Source organism: Thermotoga maritima MSB8, from assembly GCF_000008545.1.
GTDB classification, from domain to species: Bacteria; Thermotogota; Thermotogae; order Thermotogales; family Thermotogaceae; genus Thermotoga; species Thermotoga maritima.
Genome location: NC_000853.1, coordinates 413,923 through 435,661, shown reverse-complemented (window position 1 = coordinate 435,661; position 21,739 = coordinate 413,923). Strand labels below are relative to the sequence as shown.

At 46.9% G+C, this 21,739-nt stretch carries 24 protein-coding genes and 1 tRNA gene; 7 read left to right on the top strand and 18 right to left on the bottom strand.

The features are described from left to right. Positions 1-51: 51 nt before the first annotated feature. The 16 genes from TM_RS02110 to TM_RS02035 all read right to left on the bottom strand — a co-directional run bounded on the left by TM_RS02110 (position 52) and on the right by TM_RS02035 (position 13,493). On the bottom strand, positions 52-873 hold the full coding sequence (locus tag TM_RS02110) for an FTR1 family protein (protein ID WP_004083270.1): 822 nt from the start codon (positions 871-873) through the stop codon (positions 52-54). 93 nt (positions 874-966) lie between these two features. Next, positions 967-1,779, bottom strand: coding sequence for a 5-keto-L-gluconate epimerase (iolO, locus tag TM_RS02105; protein ID WP_004083268.1), 813 nt, complete (start codon positions 1,777-1,779; stop codon positions 967-969). Beyond that, positions 1,748-2,608: a carbohydrate kinase family protein gene (locus tag TM_RS02100; RefSeq protein WP_004083266.1), complete on the bottom strand. Its 861-nt coding sequence runs from the start codon at positions 2,606-2,608 to the stop codon at positions 1,748-1,750. Before TM_RS02100 ends, iolO begins: the two co-directional genes overlap by 32 nt. After that, positions 2,605-3,609, bottom strand: a complete 1,005-nt coding sequence (iolG, locus tag TM_RS02095; protein ID WP_004083264.1) for an inositol 2-dehydrogenase — start codon at positions 3,607-3,609, stop codon at positions 2,605-2,607. The genes TM_RS02100 and iolG overlap by 4 nt, the downstream gene beginning before the upstream one ends. 4 nt (positions 3,610-3,613) lie before the next feature. Beyond that, positions 3,614-4,585 (bottom strand): 3-dehydro-scyllo-inosose hydrolase, encoded by a 972-nt coding sequence (gene iolN / locus TM_RS02090; RefSeq protein ID WP_004083262.1) that lies wholly within the window; start codon positions 4,583-4,585, stop codon positions 3,614-3,616. A gap of 10 nt (positions 4,586-4,595) precedes the next feature. After that, complete coding sequence (gene iolM, locus TM_RS02085) at positions 4,596-5,783, bottom strand: scyllo-inosose 3-dehydrogenase (protein ID WP_004083260.1); 1,188 nt, start codon at positions 5,781-5,783, stop codon at positions 4,596-4,598. Beyond that, the gene (locus TM_RS02080) at positions 5,734-6,885 is read right to left on the bottom strand and encodes an ROK family transcriptional regulator (RefSeq protein WP_004083258.1); all 1,152 of its coding nucleotides are present in this window, start codon (positions 6,883-6,885) and stop codon (positions 5,734-5,736) included. Before TM_RS02080 ends, iolM begins: the two co-directional genes overlap by 50 nt. A gap of 161 nt (positions 6,886-7,046) precedes the next feature. Continuing rightward, entirely contained in the window at positions 7,047-7,496 is a 450-nt protein-coding gene (locus TM_RS02075) for a DUF523 domain-containing protein (RefSeq protein WP_004083256.1), read from the bottom strand. Beyond that, entirely contained in the window at positions 7,493-8,308 is an 816-nt protein-coding gene (locus tag TM_RS02070; protein WP_004083253.1) for a peptidoglycan DD-metalloendopeptidase family protein, read from the bottom strand. The genes TM_RS02075 and TM_RS02070 overlap by 4 nt, the downstream gene beginning before the upstream one ends. Positions 8,309-8,321: 13 nt before the next feature. Then, positions 8,322-9,356 (bottom strand): protein-glutamate methylesterase/protein-glutamine glutaminase, encoded by a 1,035-nt coding sequence (locus TM_RS02065; protein ID WP_004083251.1) that lies wholly within the window; start codon positions 9,354-9,356, stop codon positions 8,322-8,324. Further along, complete coding sequence (locus TM_RS02060; RefSeq protein ID WP_004083250.1) at positions 9,319-9,801, bottom strand: diacylglycerol kinase family protein; 483 nt, start codon at positions 9,799-9,801, stop codon at positions 9,319-9,321. Before TM_RS02060 ends, TM_RS02065 begins: the two co-directional genes overlap by 38 nt. Further along, the gene (locus TM_RS02055; protein ID WP_004083247.1) at positions 9,782-10,384 is read right to left on the bottom strand and encodes a 2-oxoacid:acceptor oxidoreductase family protein; all 603 of its coding nucleotides are present in this window, start codon (positions 10,382-10,384) and stop codon (positions 9,782-9,784) included. Before TM_RS02055 ends, TM_RS02060 begins: the two co-directional genes overlap by 20 nt. Beyond that, complete coding sequence (locus TM_RS02050) at positions 10,381-11,181, bottom strand: 2-oxoacid:ferredoxin oxidoreductase subunit beta (protein ID WP_004083245.1); 801 nt, start codon at positions 11,179-11,181, stop codon at positions 10,381-10,383. The genes TM_RS02055 and TM_RS02050 overlap by 4 nt, the downstream gene beginning before the upstream one ends. Further along, positions 11,178-11,687: a deoxycytidylate deaminase gene (locus tag TM_RS02045; protein ID WP_004083243.1), complete on the bottom strand. Its 510-nt coding sequence runs from the start codon at positions 11,685-11,687 to the stop codon at positions 11,178-11,180. The genes TM_RS02050 and TM_RS02045 overlap by 4 nt, the downstream gene beginning before the upstream one ends. A gap of 143 nt (positions 11,688-11,830) precedes the next feature. Then, entirely contained in the window at positions 11,831-12,172 is a 342-nt protein-coding gene (locus TM_RS02040) for a P-II family nitrogen regulator (RefSeq protein ID WP_004083241.1), read from the bottom strand. A 13-nt stretch (positions 12,173-12,185) separates the two neighbouring features. Then, entirely contained in the window at positions 12,186-13,493 is a 1,308-nt protein-coding gene (locus tag TM_RS02035) for an ammonium transporter (protein WP_004083240.1), read from the bottom strand. 307 nt (positions 13,494-13,800) lie between these two features. Between TM_RS02035 and TM_RS02030 the strand changes: the two genes are divergently transcribed. After that, entirely contained in the window at positions 13,801-14,355 is a 555-nt protein-coding gene (locus TM_RS02030) for a thymidine kinase (protein WP_004083238.1), read from the top strand. Here TM_RS02030 and TM_RS02025 read toward each other — a convergent pair. Together TM_RS02025 and TM_RS02020 are read right to left on the bottom strand one after the other, a co-directional pair. Then, positions 14,339-15,556, bottom strand: a complete 1,218-nt coding sequence (locus tag TM_RS02025; RefSeq protein WP_004083236.1) for a sensor histidine kinase — start codon at positions 15,554-15,556, stop codon at positions 14,339-14,341. The genes TM_RS02030 and TM_RS02025 overlap by 17 nt on opposite strands. Next, positions 15,537-16,214 (bottom strand): response regulator transcription factor, encoded by a 678-nt coding sequence (locus TM_RS02020; protein WP_004083233.1) that lies wholly within the window; start codon positions 16,212-16,214, stop codon positions 15,537-15,539. Before TM_RS02020 ends, TM_RS02025 begins: the two co-directional genes overlap by 20 nt. A 109-nt stretch (positions 16,215-16,323) precedes the next feature. Between TM_RS02020 and TM_RS02015 the strand changes: the two genes are divergently transcribed. From TM_RS02015 to TM_RS01990, 6 genes are all read left to right on the top strand, one after another. Then, positions 16,324-16,397, top strand: a tRNA-Gln gene (locus tag TM_RS02015). Between the two features lie 217 nt (positions 16,398-16,614). After that, a complete protein-coding gene (locus tag TM_RS02010) occupies positions 16,615-17,748 on the top strand; it encodes a class II glutamine amidotransferase (protein ID WP_004083231.1) in 1,134 nt (377 codons plus the stop codon). After that, complete coding sequence (locus tag TM_RS02005; RefSeq protein WP_004083229.1) at positions 17,741-19,264, top strand: glutamate synthase-related protein; 1,524 nt, start codon at positions 17,741-17,743, stop codon at positions 19,262-19,264. Before TM_RS02010 ends, TM_RS02005 begins: the two co-directional genes overlap by 8 nt. 5 nt (positions 19,265-19,269) lie before the next feature. Continuing rightward, entirely contained in the window at positions 19,270-19,716 is a 447-nt protein-coding gene (locus TM_RS02000; RefSeq protein WP_024103735.1) for a 4Fe-4S dicluster domain-containing protein, read from the top strand. Continuing rightward, entirely contained in the window at positions 19,713-20,990 is a 1,278-nt protein-coding gene (locus tag TM_RS01995) for an NAD(P)/FAD-dependent oxidoreductase (protein WP_004083225.1), read from the top strand. The genes TM_RS02000 and TM_RS01995 overlap by 4 nt, the downstream gene beginning before the upstream one ends. Beyond that, positions 20,978-21,715 (top strand): hypothetical protein, encoded by a 738-nt coding sequence (locus tag TM_RS01990; protein ID WP_004083223.1) that lies wholly within the window; start codon positions 20,978-20,980, stop codon positions 21,713-21,715. The genes TM_RS01995 and TM_RS01990 overlap by 13 nt, the downstream gene beginning before the upstream one ends. Positions 21,716-21,739 lie beyond the last annotated feature (24 nt).

Below are 21,739 nucleotides of genomic sequence, written 5' to 3'. Positions count from 1 at the left end.
CCCCCATTTTTATTTATTTTATCACATTATATTCATTTTCATTAAAAAATATCAAATTTCTTTTCTTTTGTACGCTCGAGTGATCAGAATAAGAGCCAAAACAAGATAGCCGAATTGTACAAGCACTCTCCCCCATTCCATTTTCACGGAATAACCGAATAGAACCATAAGAATGGAACCTATCAATCCTTTGTGATGCCACACACTGCTTTCGGGGATTCCTAAGTTATAAGCTTCTTTTTCAAAAAAGCCAAGATCGAACCCTTTTTCTTCAGACCACTCTATGAATTCATGTGTTCCGTAACCAACAAGCCCAGCAGCGACGAAAATCAACAGAATGGAGCTGTAATAGAAGAACCTTCTTAGGTTGATCTTTACTCCCACAACGTAAAGGGTATAAGCAATCGCTCCGGCAAATATCAATCCCAGGACAATTCCCACAACAGTTCCAGCAAGATTCTGCGTCATGAAAGGTGTAACGAACAATACTGTCTCAAAGCCTTCCCTGAACACAACAACGAAAACAAAACCAATCAATGCCCATCTGCTGATAACCTTACTGACTTTTCGTTCTATCTCTGACTTGATACTTTTTCCCTTCGTGGCCATCCAATAGATCATGCTTGTAAGCACCACCACTGCAACGTACGAAGCTACACTCTCAAAAAGTTCCTTTTCTTCAATACCTCCATAGAACCAGATAACGATCGCTCCAAGAACAAGACTTGCAAAGATAGAAAAAAACATTCCCAACCAAACTTCTCTTTTCTGAGTTTCTCTTCCGGTTCTTTTCAAATAGGCGAGGATCACTGCAATGATCACACTGGCTTCCAGAGCTTCTCTGAATGTTATCAAAAGAGCACCGAGATGCACAGTTTCTACCTCCTTCTCTGGATTTTTCAGGAATGACTAGCATCAATTAGTTTATCATTATTCTCAATATTAATCAAGATGCCCCAGATAATGTCATGTAAGTTTAATAATCAGTTCTTTTAGGGTCTTGAAAGCAATCTCCGCTGCTTCTTCCATTCCCCCTGGAAGGGGCAAACACTCAACAGAAACGTATCTGTTGTAACCGATCTCCTTCAGAGTATTGAAAACGCTCCTGAAATCAAAATGTCCACATCCCGGTGCCCACCTGTTGCTGTCTGCCACGTGAAAGTGATAGAGTTTCTCTCCTGCTCTTTTCAAACTTTCCGGAATGTTCACCTCTTCAATGTTCATGTGGAATGTATCCGCGAGGATTCCAACTCTATTCGAGTTAATTTTCCTCAGTATCCTGAGTGCGTCGTCGATGGTGTTTATGAAGTCTGTTTCGTATCTGTTCAGGGGTTCGATAACGAATTTCGCGTGTTCTGTAAGCTCAAGCAAACGTTTCATACTTTCGATGAACAACTCTTCAGTTTCTTCGTATGATCTGCCCTCTCGCCTTCCCCTGACGAGACCTATGATGACAAGAGCACCGAACATGCCTGCAACTTCGGTGTGTTTTACCACTCTCTCTATCGCTTTTTTTCTGATTTCATCGTTCGGATGTGTCAGGGACAGACCGTCTGCGAGATACGCCTGACCCGTTCCTATGGCACAGATGGGGAGGTTGAGCTCCTCAGAGAGAATCTTCACTTCGTTCCAATCCACGATGGAAGGATCTCTGACAGCGATTTCCACAGCCTGATAGCCCACTCTCTTTGCGAGTTCCATACCCTTCCTCAGGTCTCCTTTAAAAGCCAATGCATCAAAAGCTGCGTCAGAAGTACTGATCACCAGAGATAGCTTCAAGATCCTCCCTCCTCAGTGGTCCAGGATGTCTCATCTTTACAGAAGTTACAGCAGCCGCGAATTTTGTTGCCTTCTCGATGCTCATCTTTTTGAAGACGAATCCAACGAGAAACGCCGCAGTACAGGTGTCCCCTCTTCCCGTTCTACCTTCCAGTGACCAACTTCTGAATGAAGCTTCGTAGAAGTTTCCATCGAAGACTATCACACCGCTCGCATGTGTTGCCAGAATGATCTTCGCACCAAAAGAACGGATGATCCTGCACGACTCTCTCAAGTCGTTCGTTCCCGTGAGTGTTTCTGCTTCCCTGCTGTCCACCTTGAAGAGATCGAGGTACTTCAAATATTTCTCTTTCATCTCCCAGTCTCTGTAAACGAGTTTTTCATTTTCTGGCACTCTTACAAACCCCTGCGCGTCGGCAGAGAGAAACATCACTTTCCTTCGCAAAACAGGTATGAGATCCTCCGGAAACTCTCCATACCAGAGCGGGTTGATATGAACCGCCTCTCCTTCGATGAATGCCAGGTCACTTTCAGTGAACGGATCCGCCGCCGATATCAAAAAACTCTCCCTCGTGTCAGGATCTGATCCGTACCTGTTCTCAATGCTGGTTGTTCTAGGACTTTTCAGAAACACCACTTCCACACCATTGTCTCGGAGAAAAGAAAACTTTGAAACGTCCTCTCTCGTGCATTTTGTAATCACTTTTGTTTTCACACCGAGCAGCGAGGAGGTGATGGCCCCCATCACCACTCCCCCACCGTACGCGATCTCCCTCTTTCCATCTACCACGTTGACGTCTTTCGATACATGCCCAATGAAGGTGATCATCCAATCACCTCTTCCAGCTTCACAGACCTTTTTTCCTCCAGGGACTTCTTCGCAGCGTATCCAAGAAGAAGAGCCATTTTCCCGTCTTCGCCACTTACAGCTGGAGGTTCGCCGCTCTTCACATTCTTTATGAACGTTTTTAACTCCTCCAGATACGAGTCTCTGTACCGCTCTAAAAAGAAGTAGAGATACCTTGAACCGCGGTCCCCCTGCTCATCTGTGAGAACCACCGTTGTTTCTCTGACGTTGTCCGCAAAAATCCTTCCCTTCGAACCAAAAACTTCTATTCTTTGATCGTAACCGTACACGGCTCTTCTGGAGTTGTCTATCACACCGAGAGCCCCACTTTTGAAACGCAGAACAACCACAGCCGTATCTACATCCCCGGCCTTTCCTATCTCTTCATCCACAAGGACAGATCCATCGGCAAAAACTTCTTCCACTTCTTCTCCCATGATGTACCTCGCCATGTCAAAATCGTGTATTGTCATGTCGAGAAAGATTCCGCCAGAAACCCGTATGTAGTCTAGAGGTGGTGGTGCGGGGTCACGGCTCGTGATCCTTAGAACATGAGGTTTTCCTATTGTACCGTTTTCCACAGCTTCCTTCAATTTTTTGAAGTTCCTGTCGAAACGTCTGTTGAAACCAGTGAAGAGAATCACATCTGCTTTTTTCGTCTCTTCGATCATCCTGTCCACATCCGCAAGATTCAGTGAGAGGGGTTTCTCACAGAAGACATGCTTTTTCGCTTTTGCACAGGCAATCACAAGTTCGGAGTGGGTATTCGTGCTGGAGCACACGAGGACCGCGTCCACGTTCGGATCTTCGATCAGTTCGTGTGGATCCTTGTAGGCCTTTTCCACACCGAGCTTTTCCTTCATTTCTCTCAAACGATCTTCTCTGACATCAGATATCGCATAGAGAATCGCATCATCGATCATCTTCAAATTCTCGGCGTGTATCGTTCCAATCCTTCCAAGGCCTATAACACCTATTCTCACGCTCTCATCCCCAGAGGTTTCCAGCGGTGTAGAGGTTTCTCCAGCCTTCTGTGAGGGGTTCTTTTGTGAGCGCTTCGAGCTCCTCTTTCGGCCTCTGGGAAAGCATCTCAGCGGGTGGCAGTTTCCCCGCCGGGAACCTTTCCATTATGTCTCTCACGAGTTTTTCCAGGTAATCAAGGAGAGCTTCTACCCCTTCCTTAGCTTTTTCCGCAGAAGCCAGAGTAGCCTTTCCTACAACTCCCTCGGGGTACGCCACGACCTCTATCGGTCCACCTCCAACGTGTCCATACCAGGCAATCGGTCTGTGAAGAAGATTTCCCGCTTTGTCGATGTGTCCTTCCGGAAGGAAACCCTTTGGTTCGGTGTCCACAGCCCACTCCTGATGCATGAACTCCGGGAAAAGAGCAAGACTCCAGGATGTTTCCACCTCGTCCGCGTGAATGAACGGTGTTTCGTACGGTCCTCCTTCTTCCTTCGTCTTGAATTTGTCCTGTATAGCGTGGTACCAGTTCAGATTGATGATTATGGCGGGAACCTGGAAAATTTTAGCGAATTTGTGTATTGCTATAGGAATCACGAACTCCTGGCCGTGGCCGTTGAGGAGTATCTGTTTTCTGAAACCGGTGTTCCAGAATCCTGCTATGACACTCACCAGATAATCTATGAACGCCTCGTCCTTCACCGGAACTGTTCCTGGCATTCCTATATGATGGTAAGGATGGTAACCGTACCAGATCGGCTCGGCAACAGTACAGCCTGTCTTCAGCGCGACCTGCTCGGCCATTCTTGTGACAAGAAAGGTATCCTCCCCTGTTGGTGCGTTCGGGCCGTGGTTCTCCGTGCTCCCCACAGGGATTATGATGAGATCGCACTGTTTGAGTCTTTCCCTTATTTGCTTCATCGTCATCGTCTGAAAATACACCCCGGTTGGCCTTTCCATGTGTCCTCCTTCAGGAGGAATCTGCCATTTACCCATATATCTCACCTCACTCGTTCAGCATGGTAACCTTCACCAAAGATTTGTCAGTCTGAAGTCTCTTTATGTATTCAGGTATCTCCTCCATTGAAACCGTTTTGGATATGATCTTCGTCATATCCATGCCGGATGCCATCAGGCTGATCACACGTGGAAATGTCCCGTGTCCCGAATGTCCTTGAGATCCCACAATCTGAGCTCTCCTCACTTGGAAAACCTCACCGGTGAGAGGTATTTTTGCATCGGCCCGCGCTACGATCGCCACTGTGGCATTGATACCGCGAGCCCTCCAGATCACCTCTTCTATCTGAGGCCAGACGAGCTGAGGAACTCCAGTAGCCTCAAGAAAGAGTTTTGCTCCAAGGCCGTTGGTGTAATCGAGAACCGCCTCAACAAAATTCTCTTTGGTGGGGTCTATCACGTGATCCGCTCCGAGTTCTTTTGCCAGATTTCTCCGAACCTCCGAAGGTTCAGAAAGAATCACCTTTGAAGCACCAGCGTGTTTCAGGATCGCAACGGCCGCGAGCCCAATAGGACCTCCTCCCAGAATCACCACGTTGTCGCCCGGTCTGATACCCCCACCTCTTACGATCACAGCGTTGTAAGCAACAGATGTGGGCTCCACAAGACTTCCTGCGAGGAATAGTCTGTCACCTTCGTACACTCCTTCAAGTTCTCTGAGACTCCACGCATACTTTGCGTCCACTTTTACATACTCCGCAAACGCTCCATCCACATTGAACCCAAGTTCGTTGAGATTTTCGCAGTGGTTAGGAAATCCTTCCGCACACGGTCTGCAATGGCCACACCAGAGCATCTCTTCCGCACAGACAGGTTCCCCAATTTCGAATCTTTTGTTTGTTCTTCTATTTATGGCTTCCGGTCCCGCTTCAACCACAACTCCCGAGAACTCGTGACCCAAAGTGACAGGAAAACCGGTGAGACCTGGGTAGAGAATGTAACCTTCTTCATCAGTTTGAGCCATATGGACATCACTTCCACAGATTCCACAGGCTTTCACCTTGATTATGATTTCCGTGGGTTTTTCGATTCTTGGTTCTGGTACCTCTTCCACCCTCACTTCCGGATATCTCCAAACCTTGCTACCGAGCCAGGTGAGTTTCCCCTCAATGTCTTTTGGACCGAGCTTAAACTCCGGCCTTGGATCCCACTTCGCGTGAAGCCTGACAGCCCTCATACTTTCCCCCTCCTTTTAACCCCAGGATATTTTCAATCACAAAAAGAGCCCCACCGATCGCAACTCCGTATTCCTCGATTTCTCCTTTTCTGATCTCAACATCCTTCAATATATCCTCGGGAACGATCTTTGAGACAACCGACCTCACTACAGCCGAGATTTTTTCAAATTGATGGAGTCCTATTCCTCCTTTTATGATGACAACGTCTGGATCGAAAAGTACAATCGCATTCGCGACAGCGACTCCAAAGTGTTCCAGGTTCTTTTTTATCTCGTTGTGGCGTTTTTCAAATACCCATTCAGGACTTTTTCCAAATCTTTTACTCATAGAAAAACCAGAGAACCACTCTTCCAGATGTCCAAAACCCTTTTCGAGTACTATCTCCTTTTCCTTTGACCAGTCCGTAACAATGTGCCCGAACTCCCCTGCTTTCCCCCTCGCCCCCCTGAAGATCTTTCCATCGTAAACAATTCCCGATCCAATTCCCCAGCCGACAGAAATGAGCAAGACACACCTGAATCCTCGTCCAGCTCCTATCTTTGCCTCCGCGAAAGCATCCAGATTCGCGTTATTTTCGACAAAAACGGGATATCCAAAAGTTTTCTCCAGCTCCTCTTTTAGATCCCAATCTGTGACATCGAAAGCCGGAATACGCTTTACAAGATGATCTTCATCGACAGTGCCCGGTATTCCAATTCCTATTCCAAGAATCCTCTCATAGACAAGAAATGGATGGATCACCTTTTTTATCAATTCAAGCAACTTCCTCTTGTCCAGGTTTGAGGGTAAAAGTATGTGCTCCTTGTTCAAAACATTTCCAACCAGATCGGTGAGCACAGCGTCGATTTTCGTGCCGCCGATATCCACACCTATGACGTATCTGCTCTCCGGAACAAAAGAAAGCAAAACGGGCTTTCTTCCACCTTTGGAAGAACTTTCTTTCCTTCCCGCTTCTTTGACGAAACCCAGTTCTATAAGCCTGTTCACAGCCTTAGACACCACTGGCTTACTTATCCCAAGAGCTCTGCTGATATCCACCCTTGAAATGTCGCTTCCAGCCATTATCATTTGAAGAACTGTCTTTTCCATTTCATTCAGCATTTTTCCATTCCTTTCGTTTGTTATCGTTAACTAACCAACCACATTATAATCAATTTGTCAACTATAAGAAAAATTAGAAAAAAAGAGGAAACAAAAGTTTCCTCGGGTTAAAGGAGAATATTTTTATGGGATCATTTCACATCAAGTAGAATCATCGTTATTCACAAATCACCTGGTATCTCTGTTTCGTCCAGTACCTCCACACCGTTTCTTTCCAGAACGAAAGCGGTAACTCCCTTTCCCGGAACCAATCTTCCGGAAAAACTTCCATCGTAGACAAATCTTTTTCCACAGGAGGGACTTTTAGATTTCAGAATGGCGAGATCCACTTTCAGAAGGCGAGCAACCTTGAGGGTGGTTTCCGCGCCTCTTAAAAAATTCTCAGTTCTGTCGCTTCCAAACTCATCGAGAACTCTTTCCTTCCCGGTCCATCCACAGCCTCCATAAATCTCACACCGGGGCCTTGGGGTTGGAAGACCACCAAGTTGCTCGGGACAAACAGGTATCAGATCGTGCCTTTTCAGCAGCGAAAGAACTCTTTCATCTGCCACCGAACGCCCGTCGTATCTTGTGGGAAGTCCCAGAAGACACGCGCTTACCAGGATCTTCATTCTCCACCAGTTCCTATGAGCTCTTTTTTCAACACCCAGATCTGGTTTGGCAGGTAATTGATCGGATTCACGGCTTTCTGATTCACTCTAACCTCGAAATGAAGGTGAGGCCCTGTACTCAAGCCGGTGTTTCCCACCCTTCCTATTATCTGACCTTTCTTTACGTACTGACCCTCGTAGACATCTATTTGGGAAAGATGCCCGTATATGTGTTCGTAAGAAGCGGATTTTATTTTTATCATGAGGCCGTACCCACCGTTTTTCCCGGCAAACTCCACCACTCCGCTTTCGGCGGCGAATATGGGTGTACCCTCCGGTGCCGATATATCAACTCCTGAGTGAAAGGAATATTTCCCGGTTATGGGGTGAATCCTCCAGCCAAAACCGGAGGAAATGACACCATAAACAGGCCAGATGAAAAATTTCTCGTCGTTGAACGCCTTTCCAATGATACTTTCAGGTATGAACAGCTTCTGTCCCGCATATATGGTGTAAGACTTAAGCTGATTCGCTTCCTTTATGAAAGTAGCGGTTGTGAAGAACCTTTTTGCAATAGCATCGAGGGTATCTCCTTTTTTCACTGTGTAAAGGTAGCCAGGCGGCTGAGGAATTACGATCTCCTGCCCCACTCTGAGGCTGTGAGGATCGAGTCCGGGATTCCAGTCAAGAAGGAGAGAGGGGGAAATCCCAAAGTTGAGGGAAATACTGTAAAGGGTGTCGTTCTTCTGGACCTTGTAATGAATCAGGAAGTAGGATGAAAATCCGTACACGAAAAAGACAACCAGAAAAAGCAAAAAGAAGCCTCTCTTCATCCTCCTCATCCTTTCATACGAGTTCTATCAGCTTCTCAGGTATTTTATAGGCCGGAAGGACGTAATCAGCGTAACCTTCCTCGATCACCGATTTGGGCATTCCAAAGACGACACATGTTTCTTTGTCCTCGGCTATTACCGTTCCACCGTAAAACTTGACCTTGAATGCTCCCTTGGTGCCATCTTTGCCCATACCCGTGAGAATCACAGCTATCGTTTTGGATTTGTATATCTCCGCTGCTTTGTCGAGGGTGAAATCCACCGCTGGCCTCACGTTGTTTATTTTATCAGACTTGTCCAGGAAGAAAAAAACCTTGCCGTTCTGGGCCTTCAAACCAAGGTGAAAGTCCCCGGGAGCGATATAAACAAAACCGGGCTTGACCTCTTCTCCATCTTCGGCCTCTTTCACGGTGAGTTCAGAGGTGCTATCCAGCCTCATTGCGAGCGATTTTGTGAAACCAGGAGGCATGTGCTGGACCACAACTATTGGAGCTGGGAAGTTTTTCGGAAGGTTTGGGATGATCATATCGAGCGATCTGGGCCCTCCGGTTGAGGAACCTATAACCACGATTTTCCCACTTACAGCTGGTTTGGTTATGGTGAGCCGTGAAACCTTCGGCTTAAAGAGGAGAGTGCGTGGATCCACGTTCATTGCCTGTCTGATTTTCTCCAGAAGTTCCGGGGCAACTTGTCTGAAGGTGAGAGAAATCGAACCGTGTGGCTTGGTGATGAAATCCACCGCACCGTTTCTGAGAGCTTCTATTGTGATCGCCGCACCTTCTTCCGTCAAACTGCTCACCATGATGACTCGTGTGGGAGCTTTTTTCATGATGAGCTTCAGCGCTTCAATACCGTTCAGATTCGGCATTTCGATGTCCATGGTTATGACGTCTGGTTTGAGCTCTATAGCTTTTTCAACGGCTTCCAAACCGTCTTTAGCGAACCCCACTACTTTCATGTCCGGCTGAGAATCTATGATGTCCTTGAGTACCATTCTCATGAACGCCGAGTCATCTACTACCAGTACTCTTATCACCCTGTCTGTCATTTCTGTACCTCCTCATGGAAAAAGAGATTACAGGAAAGAATATCAAAACACCAGAAACGAAGAACTTGGCAAACGAAGGTTCCCAGGAGAAAAGAGCTTTTCCCAGTATCAAAATACCCACAACCACTGAAAAAAGTGAATACCAGAGAACCACACCGGCCGCTATATCTTTCACGAGCTTTACCGATTCACTGTACTCCTTGAAGAAAAGATCGAGAAATTTTTCCACCACCGTGTTGAGAAGCTCCGCTCCAATGACAGAGAATATGGCAAAGTATATCCACAAAAGATCATTCGCACTCAACGGCAAAAAGAGAGAAAAAATAGCCACAACGATCCCTATGAAGAAATGTATTTTGAGATTTCTTTCCAGTTTTAAGGCATTTTCTATTCCTTCAAAGGCGTTTTTGAAGGACTTCAAAATATTATTCGAATCCCGCTGCAAGCCTCTTCCACACCCTCTCTGTTTTTATCTTGAACTGTTTTTCGAACATGTTGTAGCCGAACTCCAAAGCCTTCAAGTTTATGTCCCACAGAGGCCTCCTCACGTGATCTTTCAGTGCTCTTTTCAAAGAATCGAGCTTCACTATGTTACAAACTTTGGCAAGTACCCCCACCATTATGACGTTAGAAACCATAGCCGTCTTGAATTCTGAAATGGCCCTTTCTGTAGCGGGTACAAACAGAATCTTTCGGGTTATTCTCTTTACGAAGTCAGGAACGTTCTTCACAAAAGTTTGATCGAGAATGACCACACCGTTTACTTTCACCGACTTGTAAAGCTCGTCCATCGCTTTCTGATGAAGAATACACACAATGTCGAAATATTCACTCTCTGGATAGTCTATCGGTGAGTCGTCGTAAAGCACGTCGCAGTAACTGACATCTCCTCTCACCTGAGCGCTGTAAGACTGCGTTTGGACAACCCATTTACCTTCATAAACGAGAGCCTTCGCGAGTATCAAACCCGCCAGTATGTTTCCCTGTCCGCTGATACCCGCTATTCGTATGGAAACAGGCTCTGTCATTCCATCGCACCTTCTTTTCTGGTCAAACGCCTGTAAACAGTCAGAAAGTCTTCTTTTTCTTCCTCACGGAAGATTCCTATCTTTATTTTACCTTCTTCGGGTCGTTCCAGAAAACACGTGTTGTTCTTGAAGTATTCCATCATCTGATGAGGTTCGGGCATGCCGTTGTACCGTCCAAAGTAGGTGTGACAGTTCGTTAGAACGTCAACAACAGAAATTCCCCGGTGCTGAAGGGCCTTTTTTAGGACTCTCACCAGGTGATCGTAGTGATAAACGGTACTTCTCGCAACGAAAGTGGCTCCAGCGGAGAGAGCTATCTCCACCGCGTCGAACGGTTTTTCAAAGGCCCCAAGAGGAGTTGTCGAAGTCTGATAATACTGAGGAGTCGTTGAAGAAACCTGGCCACCTGTCATGCCGTATATCATGTTGTTGAAAATGACAACGGTTATATCTATGTTCCTCCTACACGCGTGTATGAAATGGTTCCCACCTATCGAGAGAATGTCTCCGTCTCCTCCCATCACAACCACTTCGAAATCCGGCTTTGCCAGCTTCACTCCCGTTGCGAAGGCGATTGCCCTTCCATGAAGGGTGTGCAGTGTGTTGAAATCGAGGTACCCTGTGGCCCTCGAGGAACAGCCGATTCCAGACACCACAGCCACTTTTTCTTTCGGAAGTGCGAGGTCATCTACGGCTTCCAGGAACGCTTTCAAGACTATTCCGTTCCCACAACCCGGGCACCAGACACTCGGCCACCTGCCCGGCCTGAGGTAAGAAATGAGTCTTTCCGTTTTCACATCTCATCACCTACAAAACGAACACTTTCCACTCCCGTGAACTTGAAGAAGAAATCTGTCAGAGGATCAGGATAATCCTTCTCGTAAACGACTCTCTTTATTCCAGCGTTAACTATGAGTCTTGCACAGATTGAACACGGTTTGTGCGTGACATATATGGTAGCACCGTTGACCGCTATACCGAACTTTGCCGCTTGCATCAATGCGTTCTGTTCCGCGTGGAGCGCGTAGCATATCTCCTGGTGTTCTCCAGAATTTATTTCAAGGTCATCGCGGATACATCCGATTTCGTTGCAGTGGGGAAATTTTGAGGGGGGCTGATTGTATCCGGTGGCGAGGATTCTGTGATCTTTCACAATCACAGCTCCCACTTTTCTGTGAACACAGGTCGATCGCTCACTAACCATCCTGGCAATCCTCATGAAGTAGGAGTCCCAGGATTCTCTGCTATCTGGTTTCTTCTCTATTTTCAGATTGTTCAGATATTCCTCCAGCCTGTCTTTCACAAACTCACCCTTATGAGATTGTATCACAAACAAAAGCGAGGGCTTTACGTGCCCTCGCCTTCTGTAGTATAATTTCAATCCCAGACGTCGTTTCAAGGGAGGCCGAAAAAAGGGGAGGAGGTTTCTCCTCCCGAAAGGAAACCTTATCCTATGGCCTCCCGTCCTCTTTCTCCCGTTCTGATCCTAATGCAATCCAGCAGATCCAGCACAAAAATTTTCCCATCTCCTATGTTTCCTGTCCTTGCCCCTTTTTGAATCGCCTCGATAGTTGGTTCAACGAATTCTTCATTGACCGCTATGAGAAGCATCACCTTTTTGAGAAGATTCACCTCTTCTACTTCACCTCGATACGTTTCTGTGTATCCCTTCTGTTGACCACATCCAAGAACGTTCATGACAGTCATCTTGTAAACCTGTGCATCGAAAAGTGCCTTTTTCACATCCGGTAACTTGTGGGGTTGTATAACAGCTATGATCAGTTTCATACTGTCACCTCCTTCATCTTGTGGTGAAGATTTCAAAATCAGCGTATCCTTCCATGCCGTGCTCCTCTATATCCAGCCCCTTCAACTCTATGTCTCTGTCTACCCTCAAACCAATTGTCTTTTTGATGAACCAGAAAACAAGGAAACTGGTCACTACCGTCCAGGCAAACACACTGACCACCCCCAGAAACTGAACTCCAAGTTGATGCACTCCTCCTCCGAAGAAGAGTCCGTTCACATCCCCCATCCCGCTTGCAAGAGCGTACTTGCTCTCCGCAAAGAGTCCCACGGCGAGAGTCCCCCAAGCACCGTTGACACCATGAACGGATATGGCCCCAACGGGATCGTCGATTTTCAAAACTTTGTCGAAGAACTCAACCGCAAACACTACGATCACCCCTCCGATCGCTCCTATGATCAAAGAACTCACAGGAGACACCACAGCACACGGTGCGGTGATGGCAACAAGGCCAGCAAGAGCACCGTTCATCGTCATACTCGCATCCGGCTTTCCATATTTTGCCCATACGGTGACCATTGCAGCGAGTGCTCCAGTGGCAGCAGCGAGGTTGGTGTTCAATATGATCATCCCTATCGCACCGTTCGTTCCGGCAAGAGTGCTTCCTCCATTGAACCCGAACCATCCAAACCATAGGATGAAGGTTCCGAGAGCAGCAAGAGGAATGTTGTGCCCTGGAATAGGCTTGGGATTACCTTGACTGTCGTACTTTCCAAACCTGGGACCAAGAAGGGATGCACCTATCATGGCAGCCCATCCACCAACAGAATGAACAACTGTGGAACCTGCAAAATCGATAAAACCTTTCTGTGCAAGCCATCCTCCTCCCCAGATCCACCTTCCAACAACCGAATAGATGATTCCTGTTATGAAACCTGTGTAAGCGAGGTACGCGGGAAACTTAGTGCGCTCTGCCATCGCTCCGGACACAATCGTCGCGGCCGTACCTGCGAAAGCCATCTGAAACATCCACATGGCAAAATCCCAGAGACCTTCTTTTGTGGAGGGATCAAAGGTGAGAGGATGTTTCCCGAACATGATCCAGTAGCCGAAGATGAAGAAGACCACAGATCCGATCGCAAAATCCATGAGGTTTTTCATGAGCACATTCACCGTGTTCTTTGCGCGGGTGAAACCGGACTCTACCATGGCAAAACCCGCTTGCATGAAGAAGACCAGCGCTGCGGAAATGAGGATCCAGACCATGTCGAGTGACCAGCCGACATCTGTGACACCGTCCTGGGCGAAACCCACAGAAAGAAAAGCAAGAACTAGCAACAAGGAAAAAACTCTCTTTCGCATAAAAACACCTCCTTTTGGTAAATATGTTTGTTGACTCTTTTAAGATTAATTCTCTATCAATATGATACAAATAAACAATATTCTTGAAAAACAAAAAACAAACACCATGGGGTTCTTTTTTTTAGAGGGCACAAACCCCATGTTGGATTAGATATTTATTACTAATTTTCGGGAATAAATTTCTGGAGGATTTTATATGTCTCAATACTATCAATTCAAAAAACCGCTGTCAATTATGAGAATGTTTCAGTTTGACTGGGAAGATTGTTAACACTCCGGGTTGTATAATCGTCAGGGAGGGATCAACATGTCGGGAAAATTGACCGTAATCACGGGTCCCATGTACTCCGGAAAGACAACCGAGCTTCTCTCCTTTGTGGAAATATACAAACTGGGAAAGAAAAAAGTCGCTGTTTTTAAACCAAAAATCGACAGCAGATATCACTCCACCATGATCGTCTCTCATTCTGGAAACGGTGTTGAAGCACACGTGATAGAACGTCCTGAAGAAATGCGAAAGTACATCGAAGAAGACACCCGGGGAGTTTTCATAGACGAGGTGCAGTTCTTCAATCCGAGTTTGTTTGAAGTGGTGAAAGATCTTCTCGACAGAGGAATAGATGTCTTCTGTGCAGGGCTCGATCTCACACACAAGCAAAATCCCTTTGAAACAACCGCTCTGCTCCTCAGTCTCGCCGACACCGTGATCAAAAAGAAGGCAGTCTGTCACAGATGCGGTGAGTACAACGCTACTCTCACACTAAAAGTAGCAGGAGGTGAAGAAGAAATAGACGTTGGGGGACAGGAAAAATACATTGCGGTCTGCAGAGACTGTTACAACACCCTCAAAAAACGAGTTTGAAGGTGCTACCTTTTCCTTCTTCGCTTTCAAGAATTACCTTCGCTTTCAATCTGGAAGCGAGTTCTTTGACTATGGAAAGACCAAGTCCGGAACCCTCTGTGTTTCTGGATATTCTGTAGAATCTCTCAAAGATTCTCTTCTGCTCTTTTTTCGGAATTCCAGGTCCTGTGTCCTGAACGTAGATGGTTAATCTACCTTCCTTTCTTGCACCGACGATCACTTTCCCTTTCTCCGTGAACTTCACAGCATTGTCGACCAGATTCTCCAGTATCACCCTCAAGGTGTCTTTCTCGGTTTCTAAAAATAGATCTTCTGGGCAATCTATTTCCAGCTCCAGCCCCTTTGATTCTGCTTTCGGCTTGAATTCATCTACGATTTGCTGGAGAAAATCCTTGAGGTTTATTCTTTCCTTCACAACGCTGTTGAGAGAACCTTCGCTTTTCACGAGAAGAAGGAGCTGGTTTATTTGTTTGCTCATCTTCTCGACGTTCTTTTCCATTATGCCCAGCTTGTTTTTCACATCATCTGGTAAATCTTCTCGATACTTCAAAACATCGAGACTTGTTTTCAGAACAGAGAGAGGCGTCTTCAACTCGTGGGAGGCGTCCATCGAGAATCTTTTCAGGCTGTTGTAGGCATTCCTCACAGGAAGCAGAGCCAGGCTGGACACGAAATATCCGAATACAGCGGCTCCCCCCGCAGAAAACAGAATCACGAGCAAATACATGGAAAGAAGTCTTTTACTTCGCTCTATGAGATCGGAGATGTCCTTTCCCACTCTCAGGAATATTGTGGTGTCTCCCAGATCTATCTTTTTGGTGAAAATCCTGTAGTTCCCTTCCGTGGAAAACCCCTCTTCCACGGGAGTTTCGGGAGTTCCTATCTGTTCTCCCACCTCCAGAAAGACCTCTCCCGAGGGAAGCAGGAACTGGAACGCCTCACCACGTGGGACAAAAAGGGGATCCACTCCCCTAAACGTGCGGAGCATTCCCATCATTCCAGGCGCTCTCAATCTTCTTTCGATGAGATCCGCCGTTCTCCTCAGCTCACCATCGAATTGGGTGGTTATTCTTCTCTTTTCTACAATGAAAACAGCGCCCACTGTGATGGCCACTATGAGAACTATGGAGAGTGTGAACACGGCCGTCCAGATGAGCTGTGTTTTTCTGAAGGCCTTTCTTTCACTCGTCACGGGCAACATAACCGATACCTCTCACCGTGTGAATTATTTTCTTTTTAAACCCTTTGTCCACTTTTTTCCTCAAATTCTTTATATGACTTCTCAAAACATCGGAGAAAACTTCATCATCGAAGCTCCACAGGTGTTCCTGGAGCTCCTCCTTCGTGACAACTCTGTTTTTGTTCATCACAAGGTATTCCAAAATTTGGTACTCTTTCTTTGTCAAATCTATTTCTTTACTGCCCCTGTATGCCTTTTTAGTGGCTGTATCCAGAATCAGGTCACCGCACACGAGTTTTGTGCTTTTGCTTTCGCTCTTTCTTCTGATGAGAGCTCTCACCCTGGCTATGAGCTCTCTGAGATCGAAGGGTTTAGGAAGGTAATCGTCCGCTCCCATGTTGAGACCTTTCACACGGTACTCCACATCCGAAAGAGCCGTGAGCATCAAAACGGGGGTGTTCACTCCACTTTCTCTCATAGACTTCAGGATCTCCCACCCATCGTGGACGGGAAGCATTATGTCAAGAATCACAACATCGAAAGGTTCGTTCAAAGCCATGTACATACCCTCTTCGCCATCGTAACAGACATCGACGGTGAACATTTCTTTCTTTAAAGCCTCGGTTATCAGATCGGCGAGATCTCTTTCGTCTTCTACCACAAGGACTCTCACGTTCATCACCCCGATTTTTGACCTTGATCAAATTCTATCAGCTTGAACGTGAAAAAAACGTGAAACACCACCCCTTGAACTATCCCTGTTCTTGATGTATAATTTGAAAGGCCGTTGGGAGGTCGTCTAACGGTAGGACGGCGGACTCTGGATCCGCTGGTGGAGGTTCGAGTCCTCCCCTCCCAGCCAGAAAGGGGATGCAATGCATCCCCTTTTTCTTTATCCACAGACCAAATTAATTTTTATGCCATAACTGGAATAATTACACGGATGTTTCATAACAGACTTTTACTTTTCTCAAACGAAACAATACTGATACAGTCCTTTGATTGAGAGAACACATATGGTATAAATGTTATACACAAGATTTTATATTCATGCTTTTCTCCTTCAGGAGGTGAATGCCTTGTCCTATGACCTTCCCCGTCTGACACCAGATAAAGATTTCAAAGTCCCATCCGCCTGTGGAGTCTCCGGGATAATGAACACCTCTGGAAAGAGATTCAGCGGTAGCGTGATCGTGGAAAGCATGGCACTCATGAGAGAAAGAGGAAACGGGCTTGGGGCTGGATACGCTGCGTATGGAATATATCCGGAGTTGAAAGATCTTTACTGTTTCCACATGCTCTACGACAGCGATCTCGATAAGAAAAATGCCGAAGAATACATAAAAGATCACTACGAAATCATCGAAAGTGAACCCATCCCCACCAGGAAAAATCCCCACATCAAGGAAGTCCACATCCTCTGGCGCTATTTTCTGAAGCCAAAATTCATTCCTGAAGACATGAGCGAAGAGGACTTTGTCGTCAGCACTGTCATGTTCATAAACGAAAAAATAAACGGAGCCTTCGTCATGTCCAGTGGAAAGAACATGGGTGTTTTCAAGGGAGTGGGATTTCCGGAAGACATCGCTGATTTCTACAGAATAGACGAGTACAAGGGTTACATCTGGACAGCACACAACAGGTTCCCCACAAACACCGTCGGATGGTGGGGAGGAGCACATCCGTTCGGTATTCTCGACTGGACGGTCGTTCACAACGGAGAAATATCTTCCTACGGTATAAACAGAAGGTTTCTGGAAGCGTACGGCTACAAATGTACACTCATGACGGACACTGAAGTGGTAGCGTACCTGGTGGATCTCTTCATGAGACGGTTCGGCTACAGTCCTCAGCTCACAGCGAAGATCCTCGCAGCGCCTCTCTGGAAAGATATAGACCTCATGCCAGAAGAGGAAAGAAAACTCTACACCGCTTTGAGAATGAACTACGGAGGAGCACTTTTGAACGGACCGTTTGCCATTATCGTTGCGAACAACAACATGATGATGGGGCTGAACGACAGAATAAAGCTCAGACCACTCGTCGCCGCTACAAAAGACGACTTTCTATACATCGCTTCCGAGGAGTCCGCTATAAGAGTTGTTTGCCCGGAACCTGATGAGGTCTGGGCTCCAAAAGCCGGTGATCCCGTCGTTGGAGTGCTGAAATCCGCCAGGAAAACTCAGGTGGTACTGGAGGGAGAAAATGGCTAAGAGAAAAGTACCCCCCGAATTTGTTGTGGAACGCGATGATTATAAATGTATAAGGTGTCTCGCCTGTGTGAGGGTTTGTTCCTACGGTGCGAACTTCTACGATGAAAACGCCAACAGAGTGTACACAGAAAACACCAAGTGTGTTGGATGTCACTTCTGTGAGGCTATCTGTCCAACAGAGGCCATCACGGTTCGAAAGAACGATTTCGACATAAGGCCTCTTGCCCACTGGACTCCAGAACATCTCATAGGCATCATGAAGCAGGCAGAAACCGGAGGAGTTCTTCTCACCAGCATGGGCAACGACCGACCTTATTTCAGCTATTTCGACCGCATAGTGCTCAACGCGAGTCAGGTGACGAATCCTTCGATAGACCCCCTCAGAGAACCCATGGAAATCAGAACGTACATCGGAAGAAAAGAAGAAAAACTGGAAATTGAAGAAGACGAGGATGGAACAGTGAAACTCAAAACAGAGATCGCTCCTCAGCTCAAACTGGAAGTTCCAGTCATGTTCACCGCCATGTCCTACGGTTCGATCAGTTTGAACGCAATCCTTTCACTCGCAAGAGCTGCAAGGACCGTGGGAACCTTCTTCAACACAGGTGAAGGAGGACTCCCGAAAGAACTGAGAGAGTTCAAGGACAACATGATCGTTCAGGTTGCATCCGGACGCTTCGGTGTGAGTGCAGATTATCTGAACGCTGGATCTGCGGTTGAGATAAAGATAGGGCAGGGTGCAAAGCCGGGTATCGGTGGACACCTTCCGGGAGAAAAGGTCACCGAGCCCATATCGGAAACCAGAATGATTCCCGTTGGAACCGATGCTCTCTCTCCCGCACCGCACCACGACATCTACTCCATAGAAGACCTGAGACAGCTCATCTACGCCATAAAGGAAGCCACAAGATACGAAAAACCAGTTGGTGTCAAGATCGCTGCAGTCCACAACGTGGCTCCAATCGCTGCCGGTGCAGTCAGAGCCGGTGCGGACTACATAGTGATAGACGGTATAAGGGGTGGTACAGGAGCCGCTCCCAAGATAACAAGAGATCACGTCGGAATTCCCATAGAATTCGCTGTAGCCGTTGTTGATCAGAGGCTCAGAGAGGAAGGCATAAGGCACATGGCCTCTATCGTGGTTGCGGGTGGAATCAGAAACAGTGCCGATGTGATCAAAGCGATCGCACTCGGAGCGGACGCGGTTTACATAGGAACGGCCGCTCTCATTTCACTCGGCTGTCATCTCTGTCAGACGTGTTACCTTGGAAAGTGCAACTGGGGAATCGCCACCCAGGATCCAAAACTCACAAAGAGACTGAATCCAGAGATAGGCGCAAGAAGAGCCGCGAACCTTCTGAGAGCCTGGGCTCATGAGATAAAAGAAATCCTCGGTGGAATGGGTATCAACGCCATAGAGTCACTGAGAGGCAACAGGGAAGTCCTCAGGGGTGTGGGACTCCACGAATACGAGTTGAAACTCCTTGGTATTAAACCCGCAGGAGAGGCGTGGTGATAGCGGTGAGAAGAATACTTATCAGGGAAGAGTACTGCATGGGATGTAAGCTGTGTGAGATAAACTGCGTCGCTGCACAGGTGGGAACGGGAAACCTCATAAAGGTGTACAGATACGTCCCGGAACTTCCCGAACCAAACGTGATAGTGGAAGAGCACGATTACGTCACTTTCGCACTTCAGTGCAGAAACTGTGATGATCCATCCTGTCTGAAGGCCTGTATGACGGGCGCGATGCACAGAGATCCAAAAACAGGAGCCATCAGAGTGAATCAAGAAAAGTGTGTAGGATGCTGGATGTGTGTGATGGCCTGTCCCTTCGGTGTGATAAGAAGGAACACGAAAGAAAAGAAAGTTGCCTCAAAGTGTGATCTCTGTGCCGATAGAGGAACTCCTGGCTGTGTCGAAGGCTGTCCAAACGAAGCGCTCGTTCTGGTTGAGGTGAGAGAATGAGGTACGTGATAGTTGGATCCGGACCAGCCGGTTTGAACGCGATAGAAGCGATCAGAGAAGTTGACAAAGAAGGAGAAATCCTTCTGATCACGGCAGAGAAATACGTGGGATACTCAAGACCTTTGATCACCTACTTGCTTGGAAGAAAGGTCACAGAGGAGAAGATGTATTACAGAACGGAAGACTATCTGAGAGAAATGAGGGTCGATATAAAACCCGCTACAAGAGTCGAAAAGGTGATACCAGAGGAGAAAACAGTAGTAACAGACAGCGGAGAAGAAATTCGCTACGACAAACTCCTGATTGCCACCGGTGGAAAGCCGTTTGTTCCAAACATAGAGGGACTCACTGGAAAGAAAGGTGTGTTCACATTCACCACGTGGGAAGACGAAGAGAAGGTAGAAAAGTACATAGAAGAAAACGATGTGAAAGAAGCCGTGGTGCTCGGTGGAGGTCTGATCGGTCTTAAAACAACGGAAGCGCTGATGGAACTCGGAGTGAAGGTCACCATCGTTGAACTGGCAGACAGGATACTCTCTGTTACCTTCGACAGAAAGGCATCTGAGATCATCACCGAAGCTTTGAAAAAAGAAGGATGCAGCGTTATAACGAACGACACAGTGGTGAAAGTGAACGGTGACGACACGGTTTCCTCCGTTGTTCTAAAAAGCGGAAAGGAGATCCCAACAAAGCTTCTCGTCATCGCAATTGGAGTAAAGCCGAATGTGGAATTTCTCAAAGACTCCGGGATAGAAATAAACCGCGGTATTGTGGTGAACGAAAAGATGGAAACAAACGTGGAAGGTGTTTACGCTGCGGGAGACTGCACTGAATTCTACGATCTGATAGATGGTCAGAGAAAAACGATCGCCATCTGGCCTGTGGCCGTTGCGCAGGGAAGAGTGGCTGGCTACAACATGGCTGGGAAAAACGTGAGATATCCCGGCGGTATCCCGATGAACTCCGTTGAACTCGCCGGTATTCCAACCATATCTGTCGGGCACTCGAACGTGGAAGACGGTGGGTATGAAATCCTCACCTTCGAAGAAGGAAATACTTACAAAAAAATGGTGTTGAAGGACAACAGACTCGTAGGTGCTATCCTCGTGAACGACATAGACAGGGCCGGAATCTACACAGGCCTCATCCTTCAAAAACTCGACGTGTCTTCTTTCAAAGACAGACTACTCGACGAGAACTTCGGCCTCGTTTACCTTCCAAAAGAGTTCAGAAAGAAGATGCTGGAGGGGGAAATCAAGATATGGTTAGAATAGACGCGAAAGGTCTCCACTACAAAAAATTGAACGACTTGATCTGGGAAGCGGTAGAAAACGGAGAAGAAGAAATAGTTCTGGACAACGTTTGCGGTCAGAGATACATCGGAGCCGGAATCAGAAAGAAAGTAAAAATAGAAATAAACGGCGTTCCGGGGAACGATCTTGGTGTTTTCATGGACGGTCCTGAAATCATCGTGAACGGAAACGCACAAGACGGTGTAGGAAACACCATGAACGCAGGAAAAATCGTGGTTCACGGGCACGCGGGCGACATCATAGGATACGCCATGAGGGGTGGACACATCTACATAAAAAGAAATGCTGGATATCGAGTGGGAATACACATGAAGGCATACAAAGAAAATTACCCCGTTGTCGTCATAGGAGGCTTTGCGAGAGACTTCCTCGGAGAATACATGGCAGGAGGACTTCTCATAGTGCTGGGACTGGAAAAAGATGAAGATGGAAACATCGCAGGAAACTACGTTGGAACAGGAATGCACGGTGGGGAGATCTTTCTCAGAGGAACCGTAGAAGAGCACAAACTCGGAAAAGAAGTGAAAATCTTCCAGCCCACCGAAGAGGATATCAACAGGATCAAGCCTTATGTTGAAGAGTTCTGCAGACTCTTTGACTACGACTCAGAGGAGATCCTGAACGAAGAATTCATCATCCTCAAACCCTACACACACAGACCGTACGGAAGATTGTATGCGTATTAAAAAAGAGCTCCCGGGATTCCGGGA

Bases quoted from the DNA above. Each gene is read 5' to 3' on its own strand.
- TM_RS02055 (WP_004083247.1), bottom strand. From the start codon at position 10,384: ATGACAGAGCCTGTTTCCATACGAATAGCGGGTATCAGCGGACAGGGA.
- TM_RS01990 (WP_004083223.1), top strand. From the start codon at position 20,978: ATGGTTAGAATAGACGCGAAAGGTCTCCACTACAAAAAATTGAACGAC.
- TM_RS02020 (WP_004083233.1), bottom strand. From the start codon at position 16,214: ATGAACGTGAGAGTCCTTGTGGTAGAAGACGAAAGAGATCTCGCCGAT.
- TM_RS02040 (WP_004083241.1), bottom strand. From the start codon at position 12,172: ATGAAACTGATCATAGCTGTTATACAACCCCACAAGTTACCGGATGTG.
- TM_RS02030 (WP_004083238.1), top strand. From the start codon at position 13,801: ATGTCGGGAAAATTGACCGTAATCACGGGTCCCATGTACTCCGGAAAG.
- TM_RS02005 (WP_004083229.1), top strand. From the start codon at position 17,741: ATGGCTAAGAGAAAAGTACCCCCCGAATTTGTTGTGGAACGCGATGAT.
- TM_RS02035 (WP_004083240.1), bottom strand. From the start codon at position 13,493: ATGCGAAAGAGAGTTTTTTCCTTGTTGCTAGTTCTTGCTTTTCTTTCT.
- TM_RS02080 (WP_004083258.1), bottom strand. From the start codon at position 6,885: ATGCTGAATGAAATGGAAAAGACAGTTCTTCAAATGATAATGGCTGGA.
- TM_RS02070 (WP_004083253.1), bottom strand. From the start codon at position 8,308: ATGAAGAGAGGCTTCTTTTTGCTTTTTCTGGTTGTCTTTTTCGTGTAC.
- TM_RS02065 (WP_004083251.1), bottom strand. From the start codon at position 9,356: ATGACAGACAGGGTGATAAGAGTACTGGTAGTAGATGACTCGGCGTTC.
- TM_RS01995 (WP_004083225.1), top strand. From the start codon at position 19,713: ATGAGGTACGTGATAGTTGGATCCGGACCAGCCGGTTTGAACGCGATA.
- TM_RS02075 (WP_004083256.1), bottom strand. From the start codon at position 7,496: ATGAAGATCCTGGTAAGCGCGTGTCTTCTGGGACTTCCCACAAGATAC.
- TM_RS02100 (WP_004083266.1), bottom strand. From the start codon at position 2,608: ATGATCACCTTCATTGGGCATGTATCGAAAGACGTCAACGTGGTAGAT.
- iolM (WP_004083260.1), bottom strand. From the start codon at position 5,783: ATGAGGGCTGTCAGGCTTCACGCGAAGTGGGATCCAAGGCCGGAGTTT.
- iolN (WP_004083262.1), bottom strand. From the start codon at position 4,585: ATGGGTAAATGGCAGATTCCTCCTGAAGGAGGACACATGGAAAGGCCA.
- TM_RS02025 (WP_004083236.1), bottom strand. From the start codon at position 15,556: ATGTTGCCCGTGACGAGTGAAAGAAAGGCCTTCAGAAAAACACAGCTC.